At 65.8% G+C, this 16,210-nt stretch carries 21 protein-coding genes, 1 tRNA gene and 1 pseudogene; 17 read left to right on the forward strand and 6 right to left on the reverse strand.

What is annotated here, in order from left to right; genetic code table 11:
• Window positions 1–199: 199 nt before the first annotated feature.
• Window positions 200–1,888 carry a helix-turn-helix domain-containing protein gene (locus Aple_RS32585; RefSeq protein ID WP_170321763.1) on the reverse strand — a complete coding sequence of 563 codons (1,689 nt, stop codon included), beginning with the start codon at window positions 1,886–1,888 and terminating at the stop codon, window positions 200–202.
• A gap of 310 nt (window positions 1,889–2,198) precedes the next feature.
• Here Aple_RS32585 and Aple_RS32590 point away from each other — a divergent pair, with 310 nt between their 5' ends.
• The 12 genes from Aple_RS32590 to Aple_RS32645 all read left to right on the forward strand — a co-directional run bounded on the left by Aple_RS32590 (window position 2,199) and on the right by Aple_RS32645 (window position 10,158).
• Window positions 2,199–2,558 carry a hypothetical protein gene (locus tag Aple_RS32590; protein ID WP_155348560.1) on the forward strand — a complete coding sequence of 120 codons (360 nt, stop codon included), beginning with the start codon at window positions 2,199–2,201 and terminating at the stop codon, window positions 2,556–2,558.
• 147 nt (window positions 2,559–2,705) lie between these two features.
• Window positions 2,706–3,248 carry a GntR family transcriptional regulator gene (locus Aple_RS32595; RefSeq protein WP_155348561.1) on the forward strand — a complete coding sequence of 181 codons (543 nt, stop codon included), beginning with the start codon at window positions 2,706–2,708 and terminating at the stop codon, window positions 3,246–3,248.
• A 124-nt stretch (window positions 3,249–3,372) separates the two neighbouring features.
• Entirely contained in the window at window positions 3,373–4,107 is a 735-nt protein-coding gene (locus tag Aple_RS32600; RefSeq protein ID WP_246264937.1) for a GntR family transcriptional regulator, read from the forward strand.
• A 164-nt stretch (window positions 4,108–4,271) separates the two neighbouring features.
• Window positions 4,272–4,694, forward strand: coding sequence for a plasmid replication, integration and excision activator (locus Aple_RS32605; RefSeq protein ID WP_155348563.1), 423 nt, complete (start codon window positions 4,272–4,274; stop codon window positions 4,692–4,694).
• Window positions 4,691–4,969, forward strand: a complete 279-nt coding sequence (locus Aple_RS32610) for a hypothetical protein (RefSeq protein ID WP_155348564.1) — start codon at window positions 4,691–4,693, stop codon at window positions 4,967–4,969. Before Aple_RS32605 ends, Aple_RS32610 begins: the two co-directional genes overlap by 4 nt.
• The gene (locus Aple_RS32615) at window positions 4,966–5,322 is read left to right on the forward strand and encodes a hypothetical protein (RefSeq protein WP_155348565.1); all 357 of its coding nucleotides are present in this window, start codon (window positions 4,966–4,968) and stop codon (window positions 5,320–5,322) included. Before Aple_RS32610 ends, Aple_RS32615 begins: the two co-directional genes overlap by 4 nt.
• An 87-nt stretch (window positions 5,323–5,409) precedes the next feature.
• Window positions 5,410–6,837, forward strand: coding sequence for an FtsK/SpoIIIE domain-containing protein (locus Aple_RS32620; protein WP_155348566.1), 1,428 nt, complete (start codon window positions 5,410–5,412; stop codon window positions 6,835–6,837).
• On the forward strand, window positions 6,834–7,022 hold the full coding sequence (locus Aple_RS32625) for a hypothetical protein (RefSeq protein ID WP_155348567.1): 189 nt from the start codon (window positions 6,834–6,836) through the stop codon (window positions 7,020–7,022). Before Aple_RS32620 ends, Aple_RS32625 begins: the two co-directional genes overlap by 4 nt.
• Window positions 7,015–7,167, forward strand: a complete 153-nt coding sequence (locus Aple_RS32630; RefSeq protein WP_155348568.1) for a hypothetical protein — start codon at window positions 7,015–7,017, stop codon at window positions 7,165–7,167. The genes Aple_RS32625 and Aple_RS32630 overlap by 8 nt, the downstream gene beginning before the upstream one ends.
• Window positions 7,164–8,780 (forward strand): replication initiator, encoded by a 1,617-nt coding sequence (locus Aple_RS32635; RefSeq protein WP_155348569.1) that lies wholly within the window; start codon window positions 7,164–7,166, stop codon window positions 8,778–8,780. Before Aple_RS32630 ends, Aple_RS32635 begins: the two co-directional genes overlap by 4 nt.
• Window positions 8,780–8,983 (forward strand): helix-turn-helix domain-containing protein, encoded by a 204-nt coding sequence (locus tag Aple_RS32640; protein ID WP_155348570.1) that lies wholly within the window; start codon window positions 8,780–8,782, stop codon window positions 8,981–8,983. Before Aple_RS32635 ends, Aple_RS32640 begins: the two co-directional genes overlap by 1 nt.
• Complete coding sequence (locus Aple_RS32645) at window positions 8,983–10,158, forward strand: tyrosine-type recombinase/integrase (RefSeq protein ID WP_155348571.1); 1,176 nt, start codon at window positions 8,983–8,985, stop codon at window positions 10,156–10,158. Before Aple_RS32640 ends, Aple_RS32645 begins: the two co-directional genes overlap by 1 nt.
• Before the next feature lie 56 nt (window positions 10,159–10,214).
• Here Aple_RS32645 and Aple_RS32650 read toward each other — a convergent pair.
• Window positions 10,215–10,290, reverse strand: a tRNA-Ala gene (locus Aple_RS32650).
• 284 nt (window positions 10,291–10,574) lie between these two features.
• On the opposite strand from Aple_RS32650, the gene Aple_RS32655 reads away from it, so the two are divergent.
• The 3 genes from Aple_RS32655 (at window position 10,575) to Aple_RS32660 (ending at window position 11,658) form a co-directional block, all read left to right on the forward strand.
• A complete protein-coding gene (locus tag Aple_RS32655) occupies window positions 10,575–10,988 on the forward strand; it encodes a TIGR03668 family PPOX class F420-dependent oxidoreductase (protein WP_155348572.1) in 414 nt (137 codons plus the stop codon).
• Between the two features lie 48 nt (window positions 10,989–11,036).
• Entirely contained in the window at window positions 11,037–11,438 is a 402-nt protein-coding gene (locus tag Aple_RS54865; protein ID WP_246264938.1) for a DUF6247 family protein, read from the forward strand.
• Between the two features lie 82 nt (window positions 11,439–11,520).
• A complete protein-coding gene (locus tag Aple_RS32660) occupies window positions 11,521–11,658 on the forward strand; it encodes a hypothetical protein (protein ID WP_155348573.1) in 138 nt (45 codons plus the stop codon).
• 143 nt (window positions 11,659–11,801) lie between these two features.
• Here Aple_RS32660 and Aple_RS54870 read toward each other — a convergent pair whose 3' ends face one another.
• From Aple_RS54870 to Aple_RS32670, 4 genes and pseudogenes are all read right to left on the reverse strand, one after another.
• The gene (locus tag Aple_RS54870) at window positions 11,802–12,350 is read right to left on the reverse strand and encodes a transposase (protein ID WP_246264939.1); all 549 of its coding nucleotides are present in this window, start codon (window positions 12,348–12,350) and stop codon (window positions 11,802–11,804) included.
• Window positions 12,274–12,984: pseudogene (locus tag Aple_RS54875) on the reverse strand (transposase); the annotation flags it as partial. The pseudogene Aple_RS54875 and the gene Aple_RS54870, both read right to left, overlap by 77 nt.
• Entirely contained in the window at window positions 12,917–13,177 is a 261-nt protein-coding gene (locus tag Aple_RS54880; RefSeq protein WP_308805528.1) for a transposase, read from the reverse strand. The pseudogene Aple_RS54875 and the gene Aple_RS54880, both read right to left, overlap by 68 nt.
• Window positions 13,178–13,427: 250 nt before the next feature.
• Complete coding sequence (locus tag Aple_RS32670; protein ID WP_155348574.1) at window positions 13,428–14,372, reverse strand: alpha/beta fold hydrolase; 945 nt, start codon at window positions 14,370–14,372, stop codon at window positions 13,428–13,430.
• 189 nt (window positions 14,373–14,561) lie between these two features.
• Here Aple_RS32670 and Aple_RS32675 point away from each other — a divergent pair, with 189 nt between their 5' ends.
• Window positions 14,562–15,509: a helix-turn-helix transcriptional regulator gene (locus Aple_RS32675; protein WP_155348575.1), complete on the forward strand. Its 948-nt coding sequence runs from the start codon at window positions 14,562–14,564 to the stop codon at window positions 15,507–15,509.
• Window positions 15,510–15,784: 275 nt separating this feature from the next.
• On the forward strand, window positions 15,785–16,210 hold a 426-nt coding region (locus Aple_RS32680), incomplete at its 3' end, for a transposase (RefSeq protein ID WP_246264942.1).

The raw sequence follows: 16,210 nt of genomic DNA on the forward strand, positions 1-16,210 counted from the left end.
TACCATGTCTGATCGTGCCGATTATCCAACTTATCTTGATTGTGATAATGGGCCGCATCTTCGCTTACGTGGCCCGAGCACGGTCGCGCGCGAGAACGGCCTCCAGGCCGCACGCGCAGCGTGCGGCCGAGCGCAGGGCCGCGCGGCGCGAAGCCGCCTTGATACCTATGGGCCCAATTCGGCAGTGTGAGCGCAAGTGCTAGTCGAGAAGTTCGGGACGTCGAGTCCCCAACGCGAAGCGGGCGGTCACATAGCGTTCGTGGAATTCCTGTGCCAAGGCTTCTCGTCGGTATCGCTGGAGTAGGAGCCGGTCGAGGTCTCCGGCTCTGTGGACGAGGTCGGTGAGTGAGCGCCGGTCGATGTCGAATGCGGCCATGCCTTGGCTCACTGCTGCGTCCAGGTCGCCGCGTCTGGCGTGGACGATACCGAGGTCCAGGTGAGCGTCTGCGACTCGCATGGGTGCGTTCGAGGTGCCGTCTGGGCGGGTGTGCATCTGGATGGTTTCCAGGGCGTGTTCCTCGGCGCGGTCGTTGTCTTCCAGCCAGGTGTAGGCGGTGGCGGCGTAGAACATCCATTTGGCGTGGTCGAAGACGAAGTGGTGGTCTGGATGTTCGGGGATGGGCAGGAGGGCGAGTGCGTCGGCGCCACGCGTCAGGGCGCGGTCGGCTTCGCGGCGGTCGCCGATGCGGGCCAGGCCGCGGGCTTCTTGCAAGGTGAGTTGGACCATGGCGCTGCTGGTTCCGGCGGCGGCCTGGCCCATGCGGGCGGATTTGACCACGTCTTCGTAGCGGCCTTCGACGAGGGCGAACCAGGCCGACATCTCATAGGCCCAGCCCATGAGTTCGCCGTGGCCGACCTGGCGGCCCATCTCGTAGGCGGCTCGGCGGGCGGTCTCGGCCTCTTCCCGTTCCCCTAGGTCGTAGTGCACACAGCCCAGGAGGGCGGTGAGCCATCCGGTGATGACCAGGAGTTCGCGGTGCTGGTCGAGCGTCAGGCGCCCCGACAGCAGGCGGGTGATCTGGGCGAGACGTTTTCTGGTCCGATCGCGCAGTGTGGCGGCGGGGACGACCGGGTAGGCGCGGCACAGCAGGTCGACGGCTTCGGCCAGAGCCTCCAGCGTGCCGGTCCCGAGATCGGAGGCCTGGAGTTGCTGAGCCAGTTCCATGGTTCCGTACAGGTCGGCCTCAGCGCGCAGGGCGTCATCCGGCAGGACCACGCCTTCGACCAGGATGGATCGAGGTTGCCGGTCGGGGGTGAAGCCGAGTTGTTCGGGGGTGCGGCCGGTCGCCTGGGTGAGAGCAAGCCGGAAGGGGGAGGTGGGCCAGGTGATTTCGCCGGCCTCCCAGGCTCGGACGTGTTCCTCGGTGACCGACAGGCGTTCGATCCGCCCGACTGGGGTTTCGTTGATCCACCGCGCCATGTCGGCCCGGGTCAGTTGGCGTTCGTTGCGCCAGGCGCGGAGTTGGATGTTGGGAATGGTCACAGACATCCGTGGCCGCTGGTCTCGTCCGGACTGTGGCATCGCTTCCCCCTCGCCGGTTGCCTGGACGAGGTCCACGCTAGGCGGGGTGAAACCCTGGCCGACATCCCGCGGCGGGATGGGAGCAAGGGGCGCGGTTCGGGGGGCAAGGCCCAGCGCCATCCGCACCGTGTCTGGCATCTCCAGGCCGTCTGCGATGCGTTCGATGACCTCGAACATCGTGACCTGCTGGCGGCCGTTCATGATTTCGCTGACTTTGCCTTGTGACATGCCGGTGAGGCTGCCGATGGTCGTTTGCGATAACCCGGCGTATTGGCGCAGGAGTCGGAAGGCTTGGCCGATGTCGCGGGCTCGCAGGGCGGCGAGCATGTCGGGCCGTTCCCAGAGTGATCCGGGGATCTGAGGCATCAGGGGCGGTTCCCTTCGCGCATCCTGGAGCGGCCGTGATCCATCGTGCATGTCCAGTAACCCATCACGTCAAGGGATACCGGGCAGAGATGGGCGGGATGTAAGGAAAAGACAACCCTGGATCCATGGTTAGCCAAGCATCGCAAGCGACGGACCGGAGCTGTCCGTCTTGCTCGAATCGGGGATGGAAGTACGCCACGCCTCGGCGGGGGCTGGTTGCCGGGCGGGGCGCGGCGGGATTTCGCGTCAAGGTCGAGTGCCTGAGGTGTCAGGGAAGCGGCGCGGTTGAGCCGGACGGCGAGTTGCCCTGATGTCGGATCGGCTGGTGCATTCCCTCTGGTGGGGCGGTTCGTCTGCGGGGGCGGGCCTTGACGGTCGTGGGGCTGCGGAGTTGTTGCGGACGGTGCTGGTTCAGCATTACGGGATCGTCACTGATCTGCATGCCGGGCATGGGGTGGCGTTTCTGTCGGTGTGGGCTGATCTGCTGGTCTGGAGTGACGGCCGCTGGTTTTGGTGGGCGGCGGGGCGCGTCTCGGCTCTCGGGCGGCCCGTTTACGCGGTCAATGCGGCGCTGGATGTCGGTCTGGCTGCTCGTCGCGTGGCTCTGCGGTACGACGTGGTGCGTCGGGAGCGGCCGTTGCCGGGTTACCGGCTGCCTCACCCGCGATAGGGACCCTGTCGTCCCCCGGGTTGACATCCGGGTCGTGCGGCGTGGTGGGGCATTGCCGCTCGGAGCGCGGCATGTCGCGCCTCCCTCTTCTTCTCTTCCTGTTCCTTCCTGCCTCGCTGTCGCGGGGCCTTCGCGATTGGAGTGATCGTGTCCGTTCCTGCGAAAGACGAGCAACCCTCTTGGCTGGCCACTTGCGTCGACATCGACCGGGACGCTCCGATCAAGGTGTTCCGGCAGATCGCCAACATCCTCCGTGACGGTATCGAGGCGGGGGACCTGGCGGCGGGGATGCCGGTTTCCAGTGAGGCCGAGCTATGCCGTCGGTTTGAGGTGGCTCGGGATACCGCGCGTCTGGCGTTGCGGGAACTGCACGAGGAGGGCCTGATCGTCCGCACGCGGGGCAAGCGCTACTACGTCGCTTCCATCGATGGGGAGATACAGCCGGTGCTGCTGGGGATGCCCCGGTATCGGAAGATCGCCTCTACGGTGGCTCAGTCGATTCGATCGGGCCGGTTCCCGATCGGCAAGCCCATTCCCAGCGAAAAGGAGATGGTCAAGAAGTACGGGGCCAGTAAGGGCACGATCCGCAGGGCGATCGCGTATCTGCGTCAGGAAGGGTGGGTGTTCACGGTCGCGCAGTTGGGCAGTTTCCCGGAGTCTGAGGACAAGTGGCCGGACTGGGATGTGTGAGGTTTCACGGGTGAGGAGTGGGGCGGGGAACTCACGGCGGGTGGGTTGGGTTCCCGATGGGCGGGTGACATAGCGAAGCGGCATGGCTAGACTTCACGACAAGTCGAGTTGTAGGGAAGTCGTCATGACGTCGGATGAAGAGTACGCTCCGCCCAAATACGCCCAGATCGTCTCCGCCATCCGCAGGAAGATCGCGGACGGCACCTATCCACCAGGGTCACTCCTTCCCTCGGAAACCCAGCTGGTGCGGGAGTTCGGGGTGAGCCGTCCGACCGTGGTTAGGGCGCTGCAAGTCCTCCAGCTGCGCGGGACGATCGACCGGGAGCACGGCAAGGGCTCGTATGTGAAGGCGGCCCGGCCGGTTCCCGAGGAGGAAGCCTCCCGTCCCGGCCGTGCGGTGCTGGATCGCCCGGAAGCCGACGAGGACGGCACGACGGTCGCGGTCGGCCCGCATCCGGCCCCTGCCGGTGTTGCTCAACTGCTGGGCGTCGTCGACAAGACGCCGGTGATGATGCGCCGCTTGCTGTTCAGCGACGCTGACCGGGCAACGGAGCTGGTCACCGTGTGGTGTCCGCTCGAACTGGCGGACGGCACGGATCTGGGGCGTCAGGAGCCGTTGAGTGTCGGGATCCGCCAGCATCTGCGCGCGGTCAAGGGCTTGAAGCTGGAACACGTGGCCGAACGGCTCAGTGCGCGAACGCCTTCGGCCGAGGAGGCGAGGTTGCTCGGGCTGCGCAAGAGCGCGCCGGTGCTCGGGGTGGTGGCGAGTGTGTTCAATGGGGGCGGGCGGCCGGTCCTGATCGTTGACATCGTGTTGCCGGGGGATCTTCACGAGCTGGAAGACGCCTATTCCCTCTAGGGGTCGCCTCTAGATCCCCGGTGGCCTCCGCTCTCGGGCGTCCGTTGATTTCCTGACAGTTCCGGCATTCTCGGCTACTTGACTTGTCGAGATGTCGGAATCGTGTGCTACTGTCGAAGACAGCTCGACAATACGAGCTGACAACCACACGACAGGAGTACTGCATGGCACTGCAAGGCCCCATCCCCGTCCACTTCACCCAGGTCTTCCCGCACGGCTGCTACATCGTCGGAGAGGTCGAGAAGGTCAGAGACTTCGACGCCTCCACCCCCGACCGGTTCGTCCAGGCCCGCGACAAGCAGAGCGGGGAACTCCTCTGGCAGATCGCGGTCATGGACGGCGACCCCACCGTCAAAGCCGCCAGCAAGACCGTCTCGGTCAAGCTCGTCTCCCCGGTCGAACCGGTCGCTCCGGCCCCGGTGGCGGGACTGCCGTTCACGCCGGTCGAGTTCGACGGCATGAACGCAACCCCGTGGGTCAACCCCGCCGGCCGCCTGGCCTACTCGATCAAAGCCCGGACCATGCGCACTCCGCGCGCCACCACCAAACCCCCGGCCTTCGACAAGGACGCCAAGGACGCCGCATGAGTAGCGGGCGTCAGGCCCCGAGCTCGACCGCGACGACCGTGACGACCGCGATCAGCCTCAAGACCGGTCCCGGCTCCTTGGCCGTCAACCACACCTACCCCCGCCGCACCCCTGTTCTCGGCCTGGTCTTCGCGGGCGTTCACGTGCTCCTGACCACCTCGGCCGCCGACCACGTCACCCGCGATGACCTGGAGTTCGCCCGCTGCCTCGCCCGCGAGGCGGCCTCCTTCGCCCGCACCCTGGAACACCGATTCGCTGAGGAGATCTCGGCATGACCCACACCCAGTGCACCAGCGTCACGGTGTCGATGCGGCCCGACGAGCAGCCTCACGTGGCCGTGCATTTCACCAGCCCCGATCTGGAGGTGCGCGCCTTGCTCGTCAACGATCAGCGGCCGTTGCTCTGGTTCGCCTCCCGCGAGGCCGACATCTACCTGTCCACCAGCGCAGACGTGGCGGTCACCGACCGGGACCTGTCCCTGGCCCGGGAGCTCTTCACCGCCGCCTCGCGCTACCTGGCCGACTGCGAACGCATCCACACCAACCAGGTCGACCAGGCCGACACCCACACCACCGAGACCACCGAGGCCACCGACCAGGCGCCGGTTCCCCGGGAGTCGGCGGCCTGATACAAGGCGGGGCCGCTGGAAGCGGCAACTTCCGGCGGCCCCCGGTTCTCCCTCACACGCGAATGCTCCGAGAGGACACGAAGTCTAATGTTCAAGAAACTCCCCGGCGACGAGGCCCGCAACCTCGTCACCACCACCCCCGACACCGCCATCGTCTTCCGCCCAGCCGTGATGAAAACCCCGGCCGTGGTCACCCTCGTCATCTGGCTGTGGCGTCTCACCCTCGGCACGATCCGGATCCTGTGGCGTCACCCCATCGCTGTCGCCATCCCCGCTACCCTCACCGCCGTACAGCGGTTCTACGGGTGGGGCGTTCTGCTCATCCTGCTCGATATCGCCGCAACGGCGCTTGCCTTCTGGACGTTCCTGGACCGGCCCTCCTTCCTGCGGCTGGTCGGCTGGCGGCTGCTGGCCTTCGCCCGCTGGCTGTGGATCTACCGGCGGCACTGGCAACCCGTCATGATCGTCTCTGGGCTCGGCCGGCACCTGCGCGGCCGTGACTACCTACCTCGCCTCGTCCGCGTCTCCTGTGATGGCTGGGCCGACCGGGTCCACGTCCGCATGCTGGGCGGCCAGACGGTCAAGGACTGGACCGACCGCATCGACCACCTCGCCCACGGCTTCGGCTCCCGCTCCTGCCGCATCACCATCGCCAAAGCCGGACGACTGGTCCTGACCTTTCCCCGCCGCGACCCACTGGCGGCCCTCATCCCGGCCCTGCCGGTCCCCGCGGTGGCCTCGGTCGGACCGGTCGAGATCGGACGCCAAGAAGACGGCCGTCCCCTGCTGCTCAAGGTCCACGGCACGCATGTCTTGGTGGCCGGTGCCACCGGTGCCGGGAAAGGCTCGTTCATCTGGTCGACCATTCGCGGCCTGCTCCCCGCCATGAAGGCCGGACTGGTCGAGATCTGGGCGCTGGATCCCAAGCGCATGGAACTGTCGTTCGGGCGTGCCCTGTTCGGCCCCCGGTATGCGGCCGACCCTGCCGGGTGCGCGGACCTGCTGGAGGCTGCGGTCACGAGAATGCAGGAACGCGCGGACCGGTTCGCCGGACACCAGCGCTCCCACACCCCTACTCCCGATGACCCGTTCGTCCTGGTGGTCGTCGACGAGGTGGCGTTCCTGACCGCCTACCAATCCGACAAGGCGTTACGGCAACGCATCACGGCGGCGCTGGCCACCCTCACCACCCAAGGGCGCGCGGTCGGCATCGGCGTCCTGGCCGCACTCCAGGACCCACGCAAAGACGTGATCACCATCCGCAACCTGTTCCCCGACAAGATCGCCCTCCGGCTGGACGAATCCGAACAGGTCGACATGGTGCTCGGCGACGGCGCACGAGATCGCGGCGCCCTGGCTGACCACATCTCACCCATCCCGGCCCTGGGCGCGGGCGTCGGATACGTCCGCCTGGAAACCAGCCCCGACCCTGTCCGGGTCCGCGCCGCCTACGTCTCCGACACCGACATCAAAGACATGGTCGCCCAGTTCGCGGGCGGCGGTGAGGGTCGATGAGGCTGACTCTGCGCGGCACCCTCGCCGAGATCACCCTCCTGCGCGATGAGCTGGTGATCGTCCACCTGGTGGCCTCGGGTGGGGTCCGGGTCCTGCATCTGGCCGACGCCAAGATCACCACGCACCCCTACAGCGACCACACCCGCTTGGACGCCGACCTGGTAGAGGACGGCGAACATGCCTGAGCTGACCGATTTTCTGGAGGATCTGCGCTGCTCGGCCTGCGGCACCCTCGATTCCCTCTGGCTGTACCCGGTCCGGGGCGTGGTCGAGTGCCGTGAATGCGGCAGCAAGGCAACCATCCTCAGCGTCTACGGGGGTGAGGCGTGACCAACCCCACCGATCGTCAGACACCCCGCGCGGTCCGCATGTCGATGCCGCTGGCCCGGGATGTGGTCGAGGCGATAGCCGTCCAGAACGGCGTCTGCATCCGGCCCGTTCCGCTCCGGCGGGTCGACATCATCACAGGCAGGGCCGAGGTCATCGATGTGCCGTGCGGGGCCACCCTGGAAACCAAATGCCCTGCCTGCGCCAAGCGGAACCGGCATCTGCGGGTGGCCCAATGCCGGGAAGGCTGGCACCTGGAAGACGAACCGGCCATCACCCCCGGCCCGGCCGACGACTATCAAACCCACCTGGTCGAACAGCGGGCCGGCTTCCAGACCGAACGCGACCGGGCGGCAAGCGCCGGCCAGGACGTCACGGATATCGATCTGGCCATCGTCGAACTCGACGAGGAGATCAACCAGGCCGGACTACGCGGCAACGTCGTCAGCCGATCGACTCCCAAACGGTCCAGGTCGACCAGACGGCGGCAGGACGCGCCAGATCTGCCCCGGCGCACGATGGCCAAGACCACGCTCGGACGGGTCTTCCACTCCTCGGACGGCAAGAGCTTCCGGCCGTCGATGTTCCTCACCCTGACCCTGCCCTCCTACGGGAAGATCCATGACGGGGCGCCGGTCGATCCGGACCGCTACGACTACACGACGGCGGCCCGGGACGCGCTGCACTTCTCCAAGCTGGTCGACCGGTTCGTCCAGAACCTCCGCCGTGTAGCCGGGTTCGACGTGCAGTACTTCGCCACCGTCGAACCACAGAAGCGGCTGGCACCACACCTGCACATGGCCATTCGCGGCACCCTCCCGCGCGCCGAACTGCGTCAGATCGTGGCCGCGACCTACCACCAAGTGTGGTGGCCACCCCTAGATACGGTCCGCTTCAACGGCTCCGACCTGCCGGAGTGGGCCGATGGCGTCGGATACTTCGACCCTGCCACGGGGGAAGTCCTGCCGACCTGGGATGAAGCCCTCGACCAGCTCGCCGACGACGAGGAGGCCGAACCGGTACATGTGGCGCGCTTCGGCGTGCAGACCGACATTCAAGGCGTCCTGGCGGGAACCAAGGACGCCGACCAGTGCATCGGCTACCTGTCGAAGTACCTGACCAAATCCCTCGGCCAGAGCATGGACGGGGCCGGCGAAGCGCAACGCCTCCACGCCGAACGGCTCATGAACGCGCTGCGGTGGGAACCATGCTCGGCCAGCTGCGGGAACTGGCTGCGCTACGGTGTCCAGCCCAAGAACGCCAAACCGGGCATGACCCCCGGCCGCTGCCGGGGCAAGGCGCACAGCCCCGAGCATCTCGGCTACGCGGGCCGCCGCGTCCTGGTCTCCCGCAAGTGGTCGAACAAGACCCTGACCGAACACAAGCAGGATCGCCGCACCTGGGTGCTCCAAGCCCTCGGCATCGCCGACGAACCGATGGACCCACACCGCTATATCTGGTCGCCGATACCGGCCGGAGACGCCAACCTCACACCGATCGGCGTCCGCCTCCTGCGCTCGGTCCACGAACGCCAACGCTGGCGCAACCACATGGCCGAACTCCAAGCCCAAGCAGACGGCCAAGATCTTTCGGCAATCGGTGAGGAGGCAGCGTAGTGGACCCCTTGCTCACCGTCGAGGAGGCGGCCGACCTACTGCACACCTCCGTCCGCTTCGTCCGCCGCCTGATCGCGGAACGGCGTGTCGAGTTCGTGAAAGTTGGCCGACACGTCCGGATCACCGAGTCAGCGCTGATCGCATTCGTCCTCGCGGGCACCGTCGCCCCGATCACGATCCCCAAGCAGAGGAGGGCGGCCTAGTGGCTAACAAGGACAACCATCGGCGTTTCGGCAACATTCGCAAGCTTCCGTCCGGACGGTTCCAGATCCGGTATCCGGCTCCCGATGGTCAACTGCGGACAGGAGAAACGACTTACGCGACCAAGACGGACGCTGATCGGGCTCTCACCCTCATTGAAGCTCAGATGATCGCGGGAGACTGGACAGATCCCGAGCGAGGCAAGATCCTCCTTGGCGACTACGCACGTAAATGGCTCAAGGAACGTCCGGGCCTGCGTCCGAAAACGATCGAGGGTTACACCTACCTCTTGAACCGGCACCTCATGCCGGGCCTCGGCGCTGTCTCGGTCGGCAAGCTCTCCACTCAGATGGTCCGTTCGTGGCGGGCGAACCTGCTGGCCAATGGCGTCTCGGTCTCGACGGCAGCAAAGGCGTACAGGTTGCTGCGGGCCGTTCTGATGACTGCGGCCGAAGAGGACAAGATGATTCCTCGCAACCCATGCAGGATCAGGGGCGCGGACAACGAGCACACTGCGGAGCGGCCGGTTCTGACTGTCTCTCAGGTCTTCGAGCTGGCAGATCGGATGGCCGATGAGAGGTTCCGCGCGTTGATCCTTCTGACCACCTTCGCAAGTCTGCGTTGGGGTGAGGTGACTGCCCTTCGTCGGTCGGACCTTGATCTCAAGGCGCGTACAGTGCGAGTCCGGGAACAGCTTCTCGAACTGGAGGGTGGGGCGATGGTGCTCGGTCCGCCCAAGTCGCGGGCGGGAAGACGAACCATCGGCATCCCCTCGGCGATCGTTCCGGCGCTGACCGATCACCTCGCCGCGTACGTGGACAGCGCTGATGACACCTTCGTGTTCCTCGGTAAGAAGGGCGGATTCCTGCGTGGCAACAACTTCCGGCGAGATGCCAAGTGGGCGGACGCAGTCAAGGAGATGGGCGTCAAGGGCCTGCACTTTCATGATCTCAGGCACACCGGGAACACGCTCGCGTCGCAGTCGGGGGCGAGCCTGGCCGATCTCAAGGCGCGAATGGGGCACGACAGCGACAGGGCGGCACTGATCTACCAGCACGCGACGAAAGAAGCAGATCAGAAGATCGCGGATGCCCTGAGCGCCCGCGTGGAGGCCGACCGCAAAGATCAGGATGACGACGATGACGGCCTAGCCGGCGCGCTGGTTCCCACCGGCTAATGGCACGTTAATGGCACGAACGCCGCTTTCCTAGATCAGGAAAGCGGCGTTTTGGCTGGTGGAGCCTAGCGGATTCGAACCGCTGACATCCTGCTTGCAAAGCAGGCGCTCTGCCAGCTGAGCTAAGGCCCCGTTAATCTAGTCGCTGACCTGCATGTTTATAGCTGCCCGCGGCTCTGTCCGGCTCGTACACCGTAGCAACAGCGTAGGTCATCGCGCCACTCGGTATCGCGATGCCACCCCCAGGAGACGGTCCGGCACCCACCAAACGGATCAATCTGAGTTCTGGCCGACGACGAGCTCGGATGTTGACCGAAGTTGGTGTTCCAGATCGTCGAGGCAGTTGGGGAGCTGGGCGAACTTGGGTGACCTGGTGAAGAGCGGGGGTCCGGCTGGGGCGAGGGTAGGTCTAGCTTGTGGATGAACGTGTGGCGCGGGAGAGGTTTGTGGCGGCGCGGTCGGCGAAGTTGGCCACTGTGGATGTGACGGGGAGTCCTCATCTTGTGCCCGTCGTGTTCGCGGTTGAGGGGGATGTGATCGCGTTTGCGGTCGATCACAAGCCGAAGCGGACGATGGATCTTCGGCGGTTGCGGAACATTGTGAGCAATGAGCGGGTCTGCCTGCTGGTTGATCATTATGAGGATGACTGGACGCGGTTGTGGTGGGTGCGGGCGGATGGGCGGGCGTCGATCGTTGAGGACGACGTGATCCGGCGGCAGTGGATTGCACGGTTGGTGGCGCGTTATGGGCAGTATCGTGATCATCGTCCCGAAGGTCCTGTTGTCGTGATCGTTGTGGAGCGCTGGCGAGGGTGGTCGTATAGCCAGTAGTCCCTCGGGGAGTGACGCCGAACCTGCGTAGCCGAGTACCGTGAACCTATGAGCGCGGAGCACATCGAACCAGTCGATCACGGGGCATCCGGGGGCTTTCGTATTGTTCTGCCGCGAAGTCTGCGTGCGATCCGGGATGGCCTGCTTCCCGAAGACGTGGGGGACTTTGACAGCGAGTTCCGCCAGTTGATGGCGGAAGCGACCGAGAGTCTGGACCTGGGTCCGCTGACGGAGTTCGTGGAACGCTGGGGCGCTGGCGCGCTTGTCGGCCGATCCGGGCGCGCACCGGAGAATGCTGGACCAGGCGCGGCGCCTGAATCGGGGCGAGGACGTGCCCGCCCTCTCGCGGGCCGAGGTCAAAGCGAGGCTGGGCCTCTAGGCGTGTACGACGTCAAGCTACTCGAGGATGCCGTCGCGCAACTCGTAGGGCTCCCCGAAGGAAGCACGTGAATCCTTCGACCGCCTCTGGGATCTTCTGGAGCTTCAGCCATGGAGCGGGGATCCGGCGAATCGACAGTTTCCCGAGAGGAATATGCGGACCCATACCTTTGGTGAGCATCATCAGGGTCTGGCCATCTACGTCATATTGGAGGACCGGCGCAAGGTCTTCGTGATCGGGATCACGTGGCTCGATCGGCAGACCGAGGACGAACCGCGCGACCAGTCCTAGCGGATCGCGGAGATGACCTGCTGGCCGAGGACGAACCTCGCGATAGGTCCCGTCAGCCACACCCAGAAACCGATCTTCGCCGCCCCTAGGAGTGTCCTGAAGATCTTGGCGGGTGGGTCGGCATGAGTTGGCCCGTCCGCCGACTACGGAATGGTGGGCATGAGTGTCCAGGTGTTGTTGATGTAGATGAGTCCCAGGTTGATTAGGCGGCGGAGGTTGAGAGCGGCGGCGCGGTGGTGGAGCCAGCGGTCGTTGGCTTGGGTGCCGCGGTAGGGCAGGCGCGGGTTGCCGCGGGCCACCAGCCAGGCCACGGCGCGTTCGGCCATGGGTCGCCAGCGCCGGTAGTCGTTCTGCCAGACGGGGTCGGTGGCGGCTTGGCGGCGGGCGGCGGCCTGCAGATCATGGTGAGGGCGGATGGTGAGGATGCGGCTGGTCTCGGCGGTGGTGCAGCGATCGTGAAGGGGACAGGCGGCGCATAAGCCGGTGAAGGTTGCGCGGCGCTGCTGGTAGCGGCCTGCCGGGGCGGCGAGTGGGACGGTGTGCCCGGCGGGACGGGTGACCGTGCCGATGCTGGTGTCGATGCTGAAGTCGTCCAGGGTGAACCCGCCGGGGACGGCGGGTTTGAGCGCGGGTGGCTTGATCAGCAGCCGGTGTCCGGCGGCGGTCAGGGCGGCCCGCGGCGTAGGCGCCATCGGCCAGGATCTGTAGCGGGCCGTACTCACCGGCGAGCAGATCGGGGGCGACGGCGGCCTCGTGGTGGCTGGCTCCGGCGCCGGGGCGCAGGTCCACCGCGGTGAACAAGCCGGTCTCCGGTTCGACGGACAGGTGGGCCTTGTAGCCGTCCTGTCGCTGCTGCCGGCTCTTGTGAATGTGGCGGGCCTCGGGGGCGACGGTGGAGATGATCCGGTCAGGTGCGGTGCGGCGGGCGATCCGCCGGCGTCCGTCGGTGCCGTCGGAGTCGTCTGCGGGTTCGACGTCCTGGCCGACGATCAGTGCCGGCAGGCCGACCGCACCGGCGGCGCCCTCGTCCAGCTCGTCGGAGTCCTGACCGGTCAGCTGGTCCAGCAGAGTGAGCGCGTCGGCCACTAGGGCGCCGACCAGGGCGGCCTTGGCCTGTTCATCGTCCCAGGCGATCTTCGGCTTGCCCGGATCGGTGTAATCATGGGCGTGGCAGCGCTCCGCGACGATCGCGGCGACCCCGGGGACCAGGCGGATCGCGGCGACCAGCTGGGTGATGGTGTCCTGGGTGGCGACCGCGTCAAGGAGCACGGCCGAGTCCAGCGCCCGCCGGGTCCGGCCTGCCAGCACCCCGGTCTGCTCGATCACCGCCCGGAGGATCTGGAAGATCCGGTCCGGATGCGAAGAGCGGGAGGCGGCGCCGGAAATAGGTCAGCAGCGACGGATCGAACCCTCGCTCGTATAGCCCCAGTCCGCAGGCGGCCTTCCACCGCAGATCGAACCGCAGCGCCGCGACCGCCTCCTCATCCGACAGCCCGTGCAGCGCTTGCAGCACCACCACCGTCAGCCAGTAGGTCCGGCGGTATCGACGGGCGCCCGTTGACCGGCGCGTACATGTCCGCAAAGGATTCCGGCGGGAACAACGCCCGCCGATGTTCGGCCAGGAACGCGAACACGCTCCCGGCCGGGATCAACTCCCGGCACACGACCCACACCTCAGGCCCGGCCGGAGCCGTCCGACGGCCCATCATGACCCGAGTCTGAATCCCCGAGCCCAGTCTGAAAAGACCGCCAAGATCTTCAGGGCACTCCTAGGTGGCATCCCTCTGGTCCAGCCACTTTAGAATCGCTTGGTTTGTTTCTTCCGGCTTTTCTTGCTGGATCCAATGACCGCAATCCAGGCTGACCACTTCCGCATTAGGTACGAAATCTGTCAGTCCTTCAGACTTCGAGACTACATCCCGGTCGCCATAGATCATGAGTGTGGGCTGTTGGATGACTGGGTTCACGTCCGCCAACAAGCGCCAGTTGCGGTCAAGGTTTCTGTACCAATTTATACCGCCCGTGAACCCTGTTGATTCGAAGGCGGAGACGAAAACAGCCAGTTCGCTGTCGCTCATTACGGGCTCACCGAGTGGTGTTTCTGTCCTGGCGAGATCGATCAACGCCATACCCGGCTGAGGCTCTCTGGGGGGCTCGTTCTTCCGGTACATGTTGCGAAGGAACTGAAATGTATTCTCTTCGAATACGGCGTCTGCGACGCCTGGCTGTCGATTGAAGTGGACAAAATAGAAGTCGCCGCCAAGCGTATCTTCCATGAATTCGATCCAGGGCTTTTCTCCGCGCTCGAGGTAAGGCACGCTCAGGTTGATCACTCTATTTACACGGTTTGGATGCAACAGGGTCAGTCCCCAAACGACAGCTGCTCCCCAATCATGACCGACAAAGGTGGCATCTTCGTATCCGTAGTGATCGAGAAGTGCGATGAGATCACCTGACAAGTGTTCAATGTCGTAGTCTGTTACTTCGGCCGGACGGGACGAGTTGCCGTAACCCCGCTGGTTTGGGACGATGACGTGGTAGCCCGCCGCGGCAAGGACAGGTACCTGATGGCGCCAAGAAAAGGCATGCTCCGGCCAGCCGTGACAGAGCACAATGGGTTTTCCTGCATTTTGTCGGCCGGCTTCGAAGACTTCGAGCTCCACACCGTTGACTGAAACAAGGGTGGGCTTGGGAAAATCGATCGGATTGAACATTGCATTTCCTCTCTATCGTTTCGGGTTGATCAGGCGGCGAAGGTTCCAGAGGATGGGCGTCGGCTCACCCCTGATCGGCCGAGGGTCGATACGGTCGTGGGTGGTGGGACTCGCCGGTGAGGTTCTGTCGCCATCTTGCCGACCAAAACCGGTCACCTCATGACCGGTTTAAGTGAAAGTGTTGTCGTCGTGCGAACCGACCGGCTGGTGGCCATCCTCCTCTTGCTGCAACGGCGCGAGCAGGTGACAGCGGCAGAGGTCGCCCGAGAGCTGGAGGTCTCCGAGCGCACCGCCCGCCGCGACCTCGACGCCCTGGCCATGGCCGGGGTGCCCGTGTACTCCATGCAGGGCCGAAGCGGCGGCTGGCGCCTCGTGGGCGGTGCCCGCACCGACCTGTCCGGGTTGACCGCGAGTGAGGCCCGCGCCCTGTTCCTGGTTGCCGGCCAGGCGTCGGCTGCGACGCCGGCCGTGAAAGCAGCTCTGCGCAAGCTCGTCCATGCCCTGCCGGAGCCCTTCCGGGTGCAGGCCGAGGCAGCAGCGTCGTCGTTGGTCATAGACCCGCAACGATGGGGGTCGAGTCGGGTCGAGCACCGACCACCTCGCTTCCTGGACGAACTCCAAGACGCGGTGATCCGCGGCGTCCAGGTGCGGCTCGGCTACGTCGACCGCGAAGGCGCCGAAACCGAGAGAACCGTCCACCCGCTGGGCATCGTCGCCAAAGGTCCGTCGTGGTACCTCGTCTCCAACACCGAGGCCGGCCGGCGGAGCTTCCGGATCGACCGCGTGTCGTCCGCCGACCCGACCGGCGATCCCGTGCACCGACCCGCGGACTTCGACCTTGCCGAGAGCTGGCGCGAGATCGCCGACGAGGTCGACCGCAAGCGAACGCCTACCGAGATCCAGGCGGTATGCGCGCCCCACGGGATAGGCCTGCTCCGGATGGTGCTCGGCGATCGGCTCGAGGTGGGAGGTTCCACGACCGACGGCCGCATCGAGGTCGTGATCCGCGGCTACAACGAGTACGCGCTCGCCGGCGAGCTTGCCGGGCTGATCGAATGGCTCGAGGTGACCGGCCCTCCAGGTGTACGAGACCACCTGGCCTCGATCGGCAACGCGCTCGTCGAGCGATACGGCTGAGACCGGCCCGGGCGCTTATCGACTGGTTCGCCCGCGAGCTCGACAAGCACGGGACAACAGAGGACCCCGGTCCGCCGAACGACATCCTCTCGATCACGATGTGCTGGTGGTACGCGAGCCTCGTGTCCCTTATCAAACACTCCGCGTTCGCGCAGGAGCGTGAGGTTCGCCTGGTCCGTATCACGACCGGCGGCTTATGAAACACGGCCTAGAAGCCCACTGAAGATCTTGCGTTTTGGCCTCGTTCCTTCCGGGATGAGGCCAAAGTGATTGATGTGCAGGGTGAGTGGGCCGGAGAGTTGGTCGGGCCGGATGCGTGGCAGACCTGCCGGGAGTTGATCCCGGCGGGGAGCGTGTTCGCGTTCCTGGCCGAGCATCGCCAGGCACTGTTTCCCGTGGAGATGTTCGCGGACATGTATCCCTCGCGCAACGGGCGTCCGAGCATGCCGCCGCAGGTCCTGGCGGCTGCGGTGGTGTTGCAGACACTGCACGGGCTGCCGGACGTCGAAACCGTCCAGGCATTGCGGTGTGACCTGCGGTGGAAGGCCGCCTGCGGGCTGGGGCTATATGACACCGCGTTCGATCCGTCGCTGCTGACCTACTTCCGGCGGCGGCTGGCCCGCTCCCGCCGGCCCGATCGCCTGTTTGAGGCCGTCGGTGCGGTGGTCGCCGCGACGGGGGTGCTCAAGGGCAGGCAGCGG

Origin of the sequence: Acrocarpospora pleiomorpha (genome assembly GCF_009687885.1) — a bacterium.
GTDB lineage: Bacteria > Actinomycetota > Actinomycetes > Streptosporangiales > Streptosporangiaceae > Acrocarpospora > Acrocarpospora pleiomorpha.

What these genes read in the sequence shown, in the direction of transcription:
- Aple_RS32585 (WP_170321763.1), bottom strand. Translation starts at nt 1,888, where the DNA reads ATGCCTCAGATCCCCGGATCACTCTGGGAACGGCCCGACATGCTCGCC.
- Aple_RS32590 (WP_155348560.1), top strand. Translation starts at nt 2,199, where the DNA reads ATGTCGGATCGGCTGGTGCATTCCCTCTGGTGGGGCGGTTCGTCTGCG.
- Aple_RS32600 (WP_246264937.1), top strand. Translation starts at nt 3,373, where the DNA reads ATGACGTCGGATGAAGAGTACGCTCCGCCCAAATACGCCCAGATCGTC.
- Aple_RS32605 (WP_155348563.1), top strand. Translation starts at nt 4,272, where the DNA reads ATGGCACTGCAAGGCCCCATCCCCGTCCACTTCACCCAGGTCTTCCCG.
- Aple_RS32610 (WP_155348564.1), top strand. Translation starts at nt 4,691, where the DNA reads ATGAGTAGCGGGCGTCAGGCCCCGAGCTCGACCGCGACGACCGTGACG.
- Aple_RS32615 (WP_155348565.1), top strand. Translation starts at nt 4,966, where the DNA reads ATGACCCACACCCAGTGCACCAGCGTCACGGTGTCGATGCGGCCCGAC.
- Aple_RS32620 (WP_155348566.1), top strand. Translation starts at nt 5,410, where the DNA reads ATGTTCAAGAAACTCCCCGGCGACGAGGCCCGCAACCTCGTCACCACC.
- Aple_RS32625 (WP_155348567.1), top strand. Translation starts at nt 6,834, where the DNA reads ATGAGGCTGACTCTGCGCGGCACCCTCGCCGAGATCACCCTCCTGCGC.
- Aple_RS32630 (WP_155348568.1), top strand. Translation starts at nt 7,015, where the DNA reads ATGCCTGAGCTGACCGATTTTCTGGAGGATCTGCGCTGCTCGGCCTGC.
- Aple_RS54865 (WP_246264938.1), top strand. Translation starts at nt 11,037, where the DNA reads ATGAGCGCGGAGCACATCGAACCAGTCGATCACGGGGCATCCGGGGGC.
- Aple_RS32660 (WP_155348573.1), top strand. Translation starts at nt 11,521, where the DNA reads ATGCGGACCCATACCTTTGGTGAGCATCATCAGGGTCTGGCCATCTAC.
- Aple_RS54870 (WP_246264939.1), bottom strand. Translation starts at nt 12,350, where the DNA reads ATGGCGCCTACGCCGCGGGCCGCCCTGACCGCCGCCGGACACCGGCTG.
- Aple_RS32670 (WP_155348574.1), bottom strand. Translation starts at nt 14,372, where the DNA reads ATGTTCAATCCGATCGATTTTCCCAAGCCCACCCTTGTTTCAGTCAAC.